General features: G+C 71.8%; 11 protein-coding genes and 2 tRNA genes. 9 read left to right on the top strand and 4 right to left on the bottom strand.

Annotated features, from left to right (window positions below; genetic code table 11):
• Positions 1–168 precede the first annotated feature (168 nt).
• From AB0C17_RS03730 to AB0C17_RS03745, 4 genes are all read left to right on the top strand, one after another.
• Positions 169–1,257 carry an ABC transporter permease gene (locus AB0C17_RS03730; RefSeq protein ID WP_357388616.1) on the top strand — a complete coding sequence of 363 codons (1,089 nt, stop codon included), beginning with the start codon at positions 169–171 and terminating at the stop codon, positions 1,255–1,257.
• 92 nt (positions 1,258–1,349) lie between these two features.
• Entirely contained in the window at positions 1,350–2,402 is a 1,053-nt protein-coding gene (locus tag AB0C17_RS03735; protein WP_357476474.1) for a substrate-binding domain-containing protein, read from the top strand.
• Positions 2,403–2,422: 20 nt separating this feature from the next.
• A complete protein-coding gene (locus AB0C17_RS03740) occupies positions 2,423–3,628 on the top strand; it encodes a Gfo/Idh/MocA family oxidoreductase (protein WP_357388612.1) in 1,206 nt (401 codons plus the stop codon).
• Positions 3,629–3,957: 329 nt separating this feature from the next.
• Positions 3,958–4,965 (top strand): sugar phosphate isomerase/epimerase family protein, encoded by a 1,008-nt coding sequence (locus AB0C17_RS03745; RefSeq protein WP_357476476.1) that lies wholly within the window; start codon positions 3,958–3,960, stop codon positions 4,963–4,965.
• A 145-nt stretch (positions 4,966–5,110) separates the two neighbouring features.
• On the opposite strand, the gene AB0C17_RS03750 is transcribed toward AB0C17_RS03745, so the two are convergent.
• The gene (locus AB0C17_RS03750; RefSeq protein WP_357476478.1) at positions 5,111–6,295 is read right to left on the bottom strand and encodes an ROK family transcriptional regulator; all 1,185 of its coding nucleotides are present in this window, start codon (positions 6,293–6,295) and stop codon (positions 5,111–5,113) included.
• Positions 6,296–6,391: 96 nt separating this feature from the next.
• Positions 6,392–6,784 carry a hypothetical protein gene (locus tag AB0C17_RS03755; protein WP_357388606.1) on the bottom strand — a complete coding sequence of 131 codons (393 nt, stop codon included), beginning with the start codon at positions 6,782–6,784 and terminating at the stop codon, positions 6,392–6,394.
• Between the two features lie 270 nt (positions 6,785–7,054).
• Here AB0C17_RS03755 and AB0C17_RS03760 point away from each other — a divergent pair.
• From AB0C17_RS03760 to AB0C17_RS03775, 4 genes are all read left to right on the top strand, one after another.
• Positions 7,055–7,127 (top strand) — tRNA-Asn (locus AB0C17_RS03760).
• Between the two features lie 176 nt (positions 7,128–7,303).
• The gene (locus tag AB0C17_RS03765) at positions 7,304–9,439 is read left to right on the top strand and encodes an MMPL family transporter (protein ID WP_357388604.1); all 2,136 of its coding nucleotides are present in this window, start codon (positions 7,304–7,306) and stop codon (positions 9,437–9,439) included.
• Positions 9,432–10,667 (top strand): NAD(P)/FAD-dependent oxidoreductase, encoded by a 1,236-nt coding sequence (locus AB0C17_RS03770; protein ID WP_357476480.1) that lies wholly within the window; start codon positions 9,432–9,434, stop codon positions 10,665–10,667. The genes AB0C17_RS03765 and AB0C17_RS03770 overlap by 8 nt, the downstream gene beginning before the upstream one ends.
• Positions 10,668–10,790: 123 nt before the next feature.
• Positions 10,791–10,867 (top strand) — tRNA-Ile (locus AB0C17_RS03775).
• Between the two features lie 14 nt (positions 10,868–10,881).
• Here the strand turns inward: AB0C17_RS03775 and AB0C17_RS03780 are convergent.
• Positions 10,882–11,406, bottom strand: coding sequence for a site-specific integrase (locus AB0C17_RS03780; RefSeq protein ID WP_357470586.1), 525 nt, complete (start codon positions 11,404–11,406; stop codon positions 10,882–10,884).
• Between the two features lie 426 nt (positions 11,407–11,832).
• Between AB0C17_RS03780 and AB0C17_RS03785 the strand changes: the two genes are divergently transcribed.
• Positions 11,833–12,123, top strand: coding sequence for a hypothetical protein (locus tag AB0C17_RS03785; protein WP_357470583.1), 291 nt, complete (start codon positions 11,833–11,835; stop codon positions 12,121–12,123).
• Between the two features lie 312 nt (positions 12,124–12,435).
• On the opposite strand, the gene AB0C17_RS03790 is transcribed toward AB0C17_RS03785, so the two are convergent.
• On the bottom strand, positions 12,436–12,810 hold the full coding sequence (locus tag AB0C17_RS03790) for a hypothetical protein (RefSeq protein ID WP_357470580.1): 375 nt from the start codon (positions 12,808–12,810) through the stop codon (positions 12,436–12,438).
• Positions 12,811–13,051: the final 241 nt, after the last annotated feature.

A 13,051-nucleotide genomic window follows, 5' to 3' on the forward strand; every position in this document is an offset into this window, starting at 1 on the left:
GCGCCGGCATGAGCGAGCGACAGCGAGCGAATCATCGACACGGCGCCGGAGAGTCTCGTGGCGGCGCCGCGCGAAGCGGGGCGCCGGCATGAGCGAGCGACAGCGAGCGAATCATCGACACGGCGCCGGAGAGTCTCGTGGCGGCGCCGCGCGAAGCGGGGCGCCGGCATGAGCGACGTGACCGAATCCGCCCTGCCCGCGCAGTCGCCGCCGGTGGAGCGGGCGGAGACCGCGAAGGCCGACGCGCCGGCGAAGCTCTCCTGGTGGCGCGGCGACGGCGGTGAGGGCGCCAAGCGCAACCTCGGCCTGCTCGCCACGCTCGTCGTGCTGGTGGTCATCGGCGTCCTGACCCGCCCCGACCTCTACGGCGACCCGAACTGGGTGTGGGGCAACACGCTCACCATCCTCAAGCTCGCCTCGGTGGTCGGCGTGGTCACCGTCGGTATGACCTTCGTGATCATCGGCGGCGGCATCGACCTGTCGGTGGGCGCGATCGTCGCGCTCGCAGGAGTGTGGTGCACCACTGTGGCCACGCAGAGCTACGGTGCGGGCGGCATGATCTTCACCGCGCTGACCGTCGGGCTCGCCGTCGGCGTGGTGAACGGGCTGCTCGTCTCGTACGGGCGGCTGGTGCCGTTCATCGCCACGCTGGCCATGCTCGTCGCCGCCCGGGGGCTGGCGGCGGAGATCTCCGACAAGCAGACCCAGGTGTCGGGCAACACGTTCATCAACGGCATCGCCAGCACGAACGTGCTCGGCATCCCGCTGCTGGTCTACATCCTGGTGGCGGTGGTGGCGGCGGGCTGGGTGCTGTTGAACCGCACCACGTTCGGCCGCCGTACGGTGGCGGTCGGCGGCAACCCGGAGGCGGCCCGGCTCGCCGGCATCAACGTCCGCCGGCACACAGTGCTGCTCTACGCGCTGTCCGGCCTGTGCTGCGGCATCGCCGCGGTCATGCTGACCGCGCAGGCCACCTCCGCGCAGGCGGCGATGGCCAACCTCTACGAGCTGGACGCGATCGCCGCCGCGATCATCGGCGGCACGCTGCTCAGCGGCGGGCGGGGCACGATCATCGGCTCCCTGCTCGGGGTGATCATCTTCTCCACCATCACCAACCTGTTCGCCATCAACAACCTCTCCGCCGAGGCCCAGAACATGGTCAAGGGCGGCATCATCGTCGCCGCCGTCCTGGTCCAGCAGGTGCAGTTCGGCAGTCTCACCCAGTTCCTCGCCCGCAACCGGGCCACCACCACCTGACCCCACCCGCGCACACCCGGCTGCCGTCGTACCGACGGTGGTCCGGCCCGCCACACCCGCAACCACCCCACCACCTCATCCCAGGAGGCGTCATGAGAACACCGCGCCATGACCTGTCCCGCCGCCGGCTGCTCTTCGGCGGGGCCGCCGTCTCCGCCGGGGTGCTGCTCGCCGGCTGCACCAGCAACGAGCAGAGCCCGACCGAGGCGCAGACCAAGGCGGCCGGTTCCGGCGCCGGCACCGAGCCGGGCAAGAAGGTGAGCATCGGCTTCTCCGCCCCGGCCGCCGACCACGGCTGGATCGCCGCCATCACCAACAACGCCAAGGCGCAGGCCGGGGCGTACCAGGACGTGGAGCTGAAGTCGGTCGAGGCCGGCGCGGACGCGGCGGCCCAGCGCGCGGCGCTGTCCACGCTGATCTCGCAGAAGCCGGACGTGATCGTGCTGCTGCCGCACGACGGCAAGGAACTCAACGCGTTCGGGCTGGAGGCGATGAAGGCCGACATCCCGGTGGTGAACCTGGACCGGGCCTTCCCGGACGCGCGCGCCTACCGGTGCCAGATCAAGGGCGACAACTACGGCATGGGGGTGGCCGCCGCCACCTACATCGCCGAGCAGCTGAAGGCCAAGGGCGTGAGCAACCCGGTGATCGGCGAGATCCCCGGCATCGAGTCGCTGGAGCTGACCCAGGAACGGTCGAAGGGGTTCGCCGACACGCTCGCCTCGTACGGATTCAAGGTCGCCAACCGGCGGCCGGCCGAGTTCACAGTCGACTCCGGGCAGCAGGCGGCCACCGGCCTGTTCCAGGCTCTGCCGAAGCTCGACGCGGTCTGGAACCACGACGACGACCAGGGCATCGGCGTGCTCGCGGCGGTCAACCAGGCCAACCGCAAGGAATTCATCATGGTCGGCGGCGCCGGCTCGAAGAAGGCGATGGAGGACATCGCCGCCGACAACACGGTCCTCAAGGCCACAGTCACCTACAGCCCGTCGATGGCCTCCTCGGCCATCTCCCTGGCCCGCCTGATCGGCCAGGGCAAGGGCATGTCCGACCTGGTCGAACTCCAGGTACCGAAGGAGATCGTGCTCGCCTCCGAGACGATCACCAAGGAGAACGCGGGCGACTACCTGAAGCTCGGGTTCTGACACACGGGGGGAGACCCACCTTGTCCAGTCACGACAGCATCCTGCGCGTCGGCATGGTCGGCTACGCGTTCATGGGCGCCGCGCACTCCCAGGCGTGGCGCACCGTGAACCGGGTGTTCGACCTGCCGGCGCGGGTGCGGATGGCGCTCGTCTGCGGCCGGGACGAACCGAAGGTGGCCGAGGCCGCCGACCGGCTCGGCTGGGACGGCTACACCACCGACTGGCGGCGGCTCGTCGAGTCCGACGAGATCGACGTGGTCGACATCTGCACGCCGGGGGACAGCCACCGCGAGATCGCGCTCGCCGCGCTCGCCGCGGGCAAGCACGTGCTGTGCGAGAAGCCGCTGGCGAACAGCGTGGCCGAGGCCCGCGAGATGACCGGGGCCGCGGCCCGGGCACGCGAGTCCGGGGTACGTGCCATGTGCGGTTTCAACTACCGGCGGGTGCCGGCTGTCGCCCTGATGCGGCAACTGGTGGCGGACGGGCGGATCGGCGAGATCCGGCACGTCCGGGCGACCTATCTCCAGGACTGGATCGTCGATCCGCAGTTCCCGCTGGTGTGGCGGTTGCAGAAGGACAGGGCGGGCTCCGGCGCGCTCGGTGACATCGGCGCGCACATCATCGACCTGACCCAGTACGTCGCCGGTCAGCTCATCACCGGGGTCAGCGCGCTGACCGAGACGTTCGTCCGCCAGCGGCCCCTCGTGGCCGGGTCGAGCGGCCTGGCCGCGCGGGCCGACGGCAACGGCAGCGCGATGGGGCAGGTGACAGTGGACGACGCGGCGGTGTTCGTGGCCCGGCTGGACGGGGGAGCGCTGGCCACGTACGAGGCGACCCGCTTCGCCACCGGCCGTAAGAACGCGCTGCGGGTCGAGATCAACGGCTCGTGCGGCAGCGTCGTGTTCGACCTGGAACGCCTCAACGAGCTGGAGTTCCTGGACGCCACCCGACCCAGCGCCGAACAGGGCTTCAGCCGGATCCTGGTGACCGAGCCGGAGCACCCGTACCTGGGTGCGTGGTGGCCGCCCGGCCACATCATCGGCTACGAGCACTCCTTCACCCACCAGGCGCGCGACTTCGTCGAGGCGGTCGCCACCGGCGCCGACCCGGCCCCGTCGTTCGCCGACGCGTTGCAGGTCCAGCTCGTGCTCGACGCGGTCACCCGCTCGGCCGAGCGGGCCGCCTGGACGGAGGTGGAGCCCGCTCTGGCCGACGCCTCCGCCTGACCCGAGGCGGGCCCCGTGCGGTCCGCCGACACTCACCGGCACCGGCCGGCGAGGGCCCGCCGCGGTTGCGCCCCGCGGTGGGACGAGGCCGGCGCCGGCGAGCGTGCCGCCGGAGTCCGCCGGCACGACCAGCACGGCCCGCCGGTGGGGCCGGACCGGGATTCCCCGGCCGCGCCGGCGGGCGACCGCGAGGTGGCCGGTGACCCGGCGGGAGGCGCAACCCGCCCGGGAGCAGACGCCGCGGCGTCCACCGGTGCCCACGTGCCGCCTCCGGTCGTCCTCGCCCCGGTCCGCGACGGAATCCCCCATCACCGCAGGGGAGAAGGACAATGGCGCGACCCATCACGCTCTTCACCGGCCAGTGGGCCGATCTGCCGTTCGACGAGGTCTGCCGGCTTGCCGCCGAGTGGGGCTACGACGGGCTGGAGATCGCCTGCTGGGGCGACCACTTCGAGGTGGACAAGGCACTCGCCGACGACTCGTACGTGGAGCGCAAACGGGACACCCTCGCCAGGCACAACCTCCAGGTGTTCGCCGTCTCCAACCACCTGGTCGGGCAGGCGGTCTGCGACCACCCGATCGACGAGCGGCACCAGGACATCCTCCCGGCCCGGATCTGGGGCGACGGCGATCCGGAGGGGGTGCGGCAGCGGGCCGCCGAGGAGATCAAGGACACCGCGCGGGCGGCGGCGAAGTTCGGCGTACGCACCGTCGTCGGCTTCACCGGTTCGTCCATCTGGCACACCGTGGCGATGTTCCCGCCGGTGCCACCAGCCATGATCGAGCGCGGCTACCAGGACTTCGCCGACAGGTGGAACCCGATCCTTGACGTCTTCGACGAGGTGGGCGTGCGGTTCGCGCACGAGGTGCACCCCAGCGAGATCGCGTACGACTACTGGACCACGAAGCGCACGCTGGAGGCGATCGGGCACCGGGAGGCGTTCGGGCTGAACTGGGATCCGTCGCACTTCGTCTGGCAGGAGCTGGACCCGGTGAACTTCATCTTCGACTTCGCCGACCGGATCTACCACGTCGACTGCAAGGACGCGAAGGTCCGTACCGGGGACGGGCGGCGCGGACGGCTCTCCTCCCACCTGCCCTGGGCCGACATGCGGCGCGGCTGGGACTTCGTCTCCACCGGCCACGGCGACGTGCCGTGGGAGGACTGCTTCCGGGCGCTGAACGCGATCGGCTACGACGGCCCGATCTCGGTCGAGTGGGAGGACGCCGGCATGGACCGCCTGGTCGGCGCGCCGGAGGCACTCCAGTTCGTCCGCCGCCTGGCCTTCGACGCCCCGTCCGCGGCCTTCGACGCCGCCTTCACCAGCCGCGACTGACCCACCCCACCCACCCTCCCGCCCCGCCCTCCGTCCTCTAGCGCCCGCGATCTTGCAGTTGCGGCCCTCCCGAAACGGGAATAAGCGGCATCACAGGGGCCGCAACTGCAAGATCGGCGGGGCGAAGAGGGTGGGGTGGGGTGGGTCAGCGGGCGGTGTAGGTGTGGCTGCTGGCCAGGTGGGCTGCGCCGAGCAGGCCGGCGGTGTCGCCGAGGTCGGACAGGACGATCGGCATGCTGCCGGTGGCCAGCGGTGTGGAGCGCCGGTAGACCACGCTCCGGATCTCCGCGAGCAGGACCGGCCCGGTCCCGGCCGGCGCCCCGCCGATGATGACGATGGCCGGGTTGACGAAGCTGACCAGCCCGACCAGCACCCGGCCGAGCCGGCGCGCGGCGTCGCGGACGAGTGTCTGTGCCGCCGCGTCGCCCTCGGTGGCCGCCGACGCCACGTCGGCCACCGACAGCGTCCCGGCCGCCGCGAGCCGGTCCGCCAGCGCCGTCGAGCGCCCCGCCCGCGCGGCCGTCACCGCCTCCCGCACCAGTGCGGCATCCCCGCAGTACGCCTCGACGCACCCGTTGTTGCCGCAGCCGCAGAGCGGCCCGTCCTCGGTGAGCTGGAGATGGCCGATGTCGCCGGCCCCGCTGGCCGCGCCCCGGTAGAGCGACCCGGCGAGCACCAGCCCGCAGCCGACCGCCTCACCCAGCTTGACGTAGAGGAAGTCGTCGAACGGGCGGCCGGTGCCGGCGTGCCGTTCGCCGAGGGCCATCGCGTTGGCGTCGTTGTCCACCTGCACCGGGCAGCCCAGCTCGGCGGCGAGCGTGTCGCGTACCGGGAAGCGGTGCCAGCCGGGCAGGGCCGGCGCGGACACCGGCGTGCCGTCGCGGACCTCGACCGGCGCGGGCAGCGCGACGCCGACGCCGGTGAGTGACGTCAGTCCCGCCTCGACGCGAAGCTTGCCGAGCAGTTCGGCGACGCGCCCGACCACCACGTCCGGGCCGAGCCGCACGTCCACCGGTTCGTCGTGCCGGGCGAGCGGGTTCAGTTCGCCGTCGGTGAGCGCGACCCGCAGGACGCCGCCGCCGACGAGTACCGCGCCGAACCGGACCTGCGCGCCGACGCGCAGCAGCGACGAGCGGCGGCCGCCCCGCGACGCGGCCGGTCCGGCGCCCTCCACCAGGCCGAGCGCGGTCAGCCGCTCCACCTCGGCGGCGAACCGGGCCCGGGGCAGGCCGAGCAGGTCGGCCAGCTCGACCCGGGAGCGTGGACCGTCGTCGCGCAGCAGGCGCAGCAGCCGCGCCTGATCCACCGTCTCCGGTCCGACCATCGGCATGCGGCCACCTCCCCACCGAGAATGTGCCACACCCGGGCCCAGGCGCACGGAAGCGGGCCGGTCACCCGGAGGTGACCGGCCCGCTGTCCGCTGTTGTCAGAGCGTGTTGCCGGTGCTGGACGGCTTGGTGCTCGTGCCGGTCGTGCTGGTCGAGCCGGACGTGCTGGTCGAGGCCGTGCCGTTGGCGCTGCGGCTGCCGACCGAGGCCGGCGTGCCGGCGAACGGCTTGTCGGCGTCGGTCATGCCCGGCTTGCCGCCGTTGCCGGTGGCGAGCTTCTCACCGATCTTGGTCTGTCCCAGCTTGTCCTTGCCCTCCGAGTAGAGCCGGTTCGCCTGGGCCTGCGCGACCCCGGCCGCCTCCTGGACGGTCGGGTGGTCGAGCACCTTGCGCCCGCGGACCACCAGCTCCTCGTACTTCTCCCGGCCGGCACGGGCGCCCAGGACGAATCCCGCAGCCAGCCCGCCAAGAAACATGATCTTTCCGCGCATGGCGGCTCCTTCCGTACCTGACGCTCTCGCCGGTTTCCCGCCAGCTCGGCGGAACGACCGTCTCGCGCCTGCGTTCTCTGTCGACGGCTAACTACCCATCCTGCTCTCCGCTCATGCCTCCCTGTGCCGAGATGACGATTTGTCCGGAATCCTGGCGCGTCCGCCCGGTCGGGTCCTCCTCCGGTAACCCCCTGGCGTACCACCCCCCGATGTCCTGTACTCTTGTCCCCGTCGCACGGAGCGGAGAGATCCGCACCGAGCGGTGCACGGTCCCCTGTAGCTCAATTGGCAGAGCAGCCGGCTGTTAACCGGCAGGTTATTGGTTCGAGTCCAATCGGGGGAGCTTCGCTCCACGTCACGCCCGTCGGCATCGCCGACGGGCGTTCGTCGTTCCGGTGGCCCCGGCGATGCCCGGCTGCCCGGTTTCCGCCCCCGAGTCCTCGTTCGCCCGGCAGGATGTTCAGCGTCGACTTAGACTCCCGCTGCGTCGATTGATGCGTCGATTCGAGGACGGTGGAGATGGCCGCAGGACGCAGTCGCTGGACCGCGACGCTGATCGCGGTGGCGGTGGTGCTCGGGTGGCTGATCGTCGGCGGCATCGCCGGCCCCTACTCCGGCAAGCTCGGCGAGGTCTCCACAAACGACAACGCCTCCTTCCTGCCGGCCGACGCCGAGGCCACCCGGGCGCAGGACCTGGCCGGCGGATTCGTCGACCGCGAGACCACCCCGGCACTCGTGGTCTACGAACGACCCGGCGGCCTCACCCCGGCCGACCAGCAGCGCATCCAGGCCGATGCGGACCGCTTCGCCGAGGTGCCCGGCGTGGTCGGCCCGCTGCCGCCACCGGTCGTCAGCCAGGACAAGCAGGCCGCCCAGGTGATCGTGCCGATCGACAGCGCCGAGGGCGAACAGATCCGGTCCGTGGTGCAACGCCTGCGCGACATCGCCGGCCCGGACCGCGACGGGCTCACCGTCGACGTGGCCGGACCCGCCGGGCTGCTCGGCGACCTGATCGAGGTGTTCAGCGCGATCGACGGGCCGCTGCTGCTCGTCACGCTGACAGTGGTGCTTGTCATCCTGCTCGTCGTCTACCGCAGCCCGGTCCTCTGGATCTTCCCGCTGCTGGCCGCCGGGATGTCGTACTCGCTCGCCGCCGTCTTCGTCTACCTGCTCGCCGACCACGACATCGTCAAGCTCAACGGGCAGGCGCAGGGCATCCTCACCGTGCTCGTCTTCGGCGCCGGCACCGACTACGCGCTGCTGCTCATCGCCCGCTACCGGGAGGAACTGCACCGGTACGAGCGGCCCTGGGACGCGATGCGGGCCGCCTGGAAGGGCGCCGCCCCGGCCGTCATCGCCTCCGGCGCCACAGTCATCGTCAGCCTGCTCTGCCTGCTGCTGTCCAGCCTCAACTCCAACCGGGCGCTCGGCCCGGTCAGCGCCGTCGGCATCGCCGCCACGCTGCTGGTGATGCTCACGTTCCTGCCCGCGCTGCTCGTCCTCGGCGGCCGGTGGGCGTTCTGGCCCCGGCGACCCCGCTACGACCAGGCCGACCCGCGCACCGAGCACGGCATCTGGGGGCGGATCGCCGGGTTCGTGGCGCGCCGCGCGCGTACCGTCTGGGCCGTCACCGCCGTGGTGCTCGCCGCCCTCGCGATCGGGGTGACCCAGCTCGGCGCCACCACGCTCGGCCAGTCCCAGCTGTTCACCCAGCGCACCGACTCGGTGGCCGGGCAGGAGGTCATCGACAGGCACTTCCCGGCCGGCACCGGCAGCCCCGCCCTCATCTTCACCACCCAGGCCACCGCCCGGCAGGTCGCCCAGGTGGCGCAGGGCGTACCGGGAGTCGCCTCGGTGCTGCCGCTCGGCGAGCGGGGCGAGAACGCGCCGCCCGACCCGAACGCGCCCCCCAAGGTGGTCGACGGCCGGGTGCAGCTCGACGTCACGCTCGCCGACCCGCCGGACAGCAACGGCGCCGAACGCACCATCCGCGACCTGCGCGAGGCGGTGCACCGGGTACCCGGCGCCGACGCCGTGGTCGGCGGCTTCACCGCGATCAACGTGGACACCGCCGACGCCTCGGTACGCGACCGCGACGTCATCATCCCGGTGGTGCTGCTGGTCATCGCGGTCATCCTGGCCCTGCTGCTGCGCGCCCTGGTCGCCCCGGTGCTGCTGATCGCCACAGTGGTGCTGTCGTTCCTGGCCACGCTCGGCCTGTGCGCGCTGCTGTTCCGGTACGTCTTCGACTTCCCCGGCGTCGACCAGTCGTTCCCGCTGTTCGCGTTCGTGTTCCTGGTCGCGCTCGGCATCGACTACAACATCTTCCTGATGAGCCGGGTCCGCGAGGAGTCGGTACGCCGCGGCACCCGCGCCGGAGTGCTCGCCGGACTGGCCGTCACCGGGGGCGTCATCACCTCCGCCGGCATCGTGCTCGCCGCCACGTTCTCCGCGCTCGCCGTCCTGCCGCTCGTAGTACTCGTCGAGCTGGGCGTGGCGGTGGCCGTCGGCGTACTCCTGGACACCATCGTGGTCCGCTCGCTGCTGGTGCCCGCGCTCGCGTACGACATCGGGCCGAAGGTCTGGTGGCCGGGCCGGTTGTCGCGGTCGCACCGTGAGGGCGACCGCGCCGGGGCGGGGGTGGACCGTGCCTGACACGGACGTGGTGGTCGTCGGCGGCGGCCTGGCCGGTCTCGCCGCCGCCCGGCGGCTGCACCGCGCCGGTGTGCCGTGGCGGCTGCTGGAGGCGGGCGACCGGCTCGGCGGGCGGGTCGCCACCGACCGCGTCGACGGGTTCCTGCTGGACCGGGGCTTCCAGGTGCTCAACACCGCGTACCCGCGGCTCGGCGGCCTGGTCGACCTCGACGCGCTCGACCTGGGCTGGTTCACCTCCGGGGTGCTGGTGCGTCGCGGCGACCGGCTGGAACGCCTGGTCAACCCGTTGCGCGAACCCAGCGGCGCGCCCGGCACGCTCACCGCCGGAATCGGGTCGCTGACCGACAGGTTGCGGTTCGCCGCGCTCGCCGCCGGCTACGCGACGGTGCCGGTCGGGCGGCTGCTCGGCACGCCCGAGACCACCGCCGAGAAGGCGCTGCGCCGGGCCGGGCTCTCCGACGCGATCATCGAGGAACTGCTCCGGCCGTTCCTGTCCGGCGTGCTGCTCGACCGTGAGCTGGCCACCTCCAGCCACGTCCTCGCGGTCGTCATGCGCTCCTTCGCCCGAGGGAGGATCGGCCTCCCGGCGGACGGGATGCAGGCGCTGCCCAGGGCGCTCGCCGCGCCGCTGCCCGCCGAACTGATCGAGCTGAACACCCCGGTCACCCAGGTCGGCCCCGGCCGGGTCCGCACCCCGTCCGGCGAGATCACCGCCCGCGCCGTCGTGGTCGCCGTCGACCCACCGGCGGCGGCCACGCTGCTGCCAGGTCTTCCTCGGGTACGCATGCACGCCTACACCACCTACTACCACAGCACCGGCACGGCGCCCCTGGACGAGCCGATCCTGCTGCTCGACGGCGACCGGCGCGAAATGATCGCCAACACGGTGGTGGTGAGCCGGGCCGCGCCCACGTACGCGCCGGACGGCCGGCACCTCATCGCCACGTCGGTGGTCGGCCCGCAGGCCCCGCCCGAACCGGTGATCCGGCGCGAACTGGACCGCCTCTACGGCCGCTCCACCGCCGACTGGACCCACCTCACCACAGTCGCCGTGCCGGACGCGCTCCCCGCCGCCCCGCCACCGCAGGGCCGGCTGCGCAAGCCGGTCGCGCTCGGCGACGGCCAGTACGTGGCCGGGGACCACCGCGACAGCCCGTCCATCCAGGGCGCGCTCGCCAGCGGATGGCGTACGGCCGGTGCCGTGGTGGCCGACCTGCGGGGCGCGTGACGCGTTGGTGGGCGGGTTGCGCGTTGTTATCCTCGCGTTGCCCATCGTGCTGTCGCGGCAGACTTCCGCCCGGTGGGTGGTGGTCCGGGCAACGATCGGCGGGTTACGATCCGGCGCGGTCACGGGGCGGTAGCTCAGCCGGTTAGAGCAGGGGACTCATAATCCCTCGGTCGCGGGTTCGAACCCCGCCCGCCCCACCAGCCGTTTTCCCAGCTCAACCATGCTGCCGACGACCCGGACCGATCGCGTCGAGGTCCGGTCCCACGCCCTCAGTCCGCACTGAGTCCGCAGCAGCACGACCCGCCGCCCGGTCGAGGCGATCCGCCACCTGGTTCAGGTCGTCCTCGAACAGGTCCGCGTACACGTCCAACGTCATGGCCGCCGAAGCGTGCCCGAGCATCCGCTGCACCGCCTTCACGTTGGCGCCCTCAGCCACCGCAAGACTGGCCGCAGTGTGCCGCAGCTCGTGCGGCGTCAGGCCCGCAAGCCCGACCAACACAGCAGCCCGGTCGAAGACCCGACGACGGAAGTTGTTGTTACGCAACACCTCCCCGGCAGGCGACGTGAACACCAGCTCGTCACCGGAACGGCCGGCGATCTGCGCGGCGATCGGCTCGACCAGGAAGCGGGGGAGCGGCACCGACCGGCGTTGGTACGTCTTCGGCGTGCCGAACACCGCCCGACCGTTGACCTCGGTCACCGACTCCGCCACCAGTAGCCGGCGCTTCACCAGGTCCACCCGCCCGCACGCGCAGCGCGGCCAGCTCGTCCCAGCGCAACCCGGTGTAGGCCAGCACCCGGATGATCAGCCCGTACGGCTCTGCCGCCGCCGCCAGCTCGCCCACCTGGCCGTGCGTCAGGAACACTTTCTCCGCGCGCCCGACGCGGGGGAGCCGCACACCTGACGCGACGTTGCTAGTCAGCCGACCATCCCGCACCGCGAGGGCCAGCAGCAGCGAGAACACCCGGTGAGCCTGCCGAACGGTGGATGGCGCAAGACCGGCCTGCGTCATGCGGCGTACCCACTCGCCAACGTCGGCATGCGTGACTGCCGAAAGCGGGACGCGCTCCACCTTGTTGCGGTCCGGGGAGGCTGGACGGTCTGGCGACTGCCCGACGAGGAGATCCGCTAGCCTTACCGGCCAGTGTCCCCGATACTCGCGACGTGACCAGCAAAAACCCTCACACCCCGCAGCTGCCTCGCGTCCCCCACCCAGCCGACAGCCCAGCACTGCCCATCTACATGGTCATCTTCTTCTTCCTGGGCCTCGCCGCATTCTGCGCACATGGACTGGCTGACAACGCAATCATCATCGCGAGCATCGTCTCGGGGGTGTTCTTCACGTGCTTCCTGATCCTGTTCGGGATCTACTGGACCGGATACCTGCTGAAGCGGCACGCCATCTGGCAAGCCGAGGGTCAGGCTGAATCCGATGGGCCATCCACGGGCCCGTAGCCAGAGGCTGAGCGGTCACGAGCGGGCACGAGGCGTACCCGGATCAGCCACCGGTCGCAGGCGTTTCAGGCATCAGAACCGGTTGAGGTCGCTCTTCCAAACTGACGGTTCGGGCGGCTCGCCCGCGGTCCGCATCTGGTCCGCAAGAGGTCGATCGACAGCGGAGGAGTGGTGTGAGATGTCGAGAGGCGTTTCCGCTGCTAGACCGCCGTCCGACGAGGTCGGCGGGACGGGCAGTTTGATCTCATAATCCCTCGGTCGCGGGTTCGAACCCCGCCCGCCTCACCACGCGAAACCTCCTGCTCAGCCGAGCTACCAGTACCTGCCGCAGGTCGGCTCGAGCTTGTCGACCGCAGCCTCCAGGGCAGCCGTGTCGCTCGCTACCTTCACGAGCCCTTCCACCTGGGTCGGCTTGATCGAGCGGATCTCGGCGGCCTTCCGGCCTGCGGCCATCATGAGCGGCGCGAATTTGCTCCGCAGCGTGCGGTCCGCCTGCTCGCCGGCCACCCGGTTCGTCACCACCTCGAGGTTGCGCAACCGGTCGAGCGCTTCCGCCCGAGCGTTGACGATCTCGGCCTCCACTGTCGAGGCGGCGGCGACCCCGGCCAGGGTGATCAGGCCGGCGATGGCCTTCTCCAACGGGCCCTTGAGGGCGGTGCAGGCCGCCTTGTTGCTGGCGGTGGCCACTTGAGTGGCCTTCCTGGTCGTGGGCGGCGCCGCAGGGGCCGTCGAGGACCTGGAGGTCCCCGCAGTCCGTGGGGTCTCCGAGGGCCGGGGGGTCGACGAGGGCTCGGGTGCGAGGCTCGGTGTCGCAGTCGGCGCCGCGGGCGTCGCGAGGGGGAACTCCGTGGATGTGCTCGCCGCCACGGTGGGCGTGCTCGGCATCTCGTCGGCGCTGCCACACGCCGAAGCGGTGAGCAGCATCGCG

The organism is Micromonospora sp. NPDC048887 (genome assembly GCF_040649715.1).
GTDB lineage: Bacteria > Actinomycetota > Actinomycetes > Mycobacteriales > Micromonosporaceae > Micromonospora.

Coding starts and splice junctions, on each gene's coding strand:
- AB0C17_RS03755 (WP_357388606.1), bottom strand. CDS start 6,784: ATGCGCGGAAAGATCATGTTTCTTGGCGGGCTGGCTGCGGGATTCGTC.
- AB0C17_RS03730 (WP_357388616.1), top strand. CDS start 169: ATGAGCGACGTGACCGAATCCGCCCTGCCCGCGCAGTCGCCGCCGGTG.
- AB0C17_RS03735 (WP_357476474.1), top strand. CDS start 1,350: ATGAGAACACCGCGCCATGACCTGTCCCGCCGCCGGCTGCTCTTCGGC.
- AB0C17_RS03765 (WP_357388604.1), top strand. CDS start 7,304: ATGGCCGCAGGACGCAGTCGCTGGACCGCGACGCTGATCGCGGTGGCG.
- AB0C17_RS03745 (WP_357476476.1), top strand. CDS start 3,958: ATGGCGCGACCCATCACGCTCTTCACCGGCCAGTGGGCCGATCTGCCG.
- AB0C17_RS03750 (WP_357476478.1), bottom strand. CDS start 6,295: ATGCCGATGGTCGGACCGGAGACGGTGGATCAGGCGCGGCTGCTGCGC.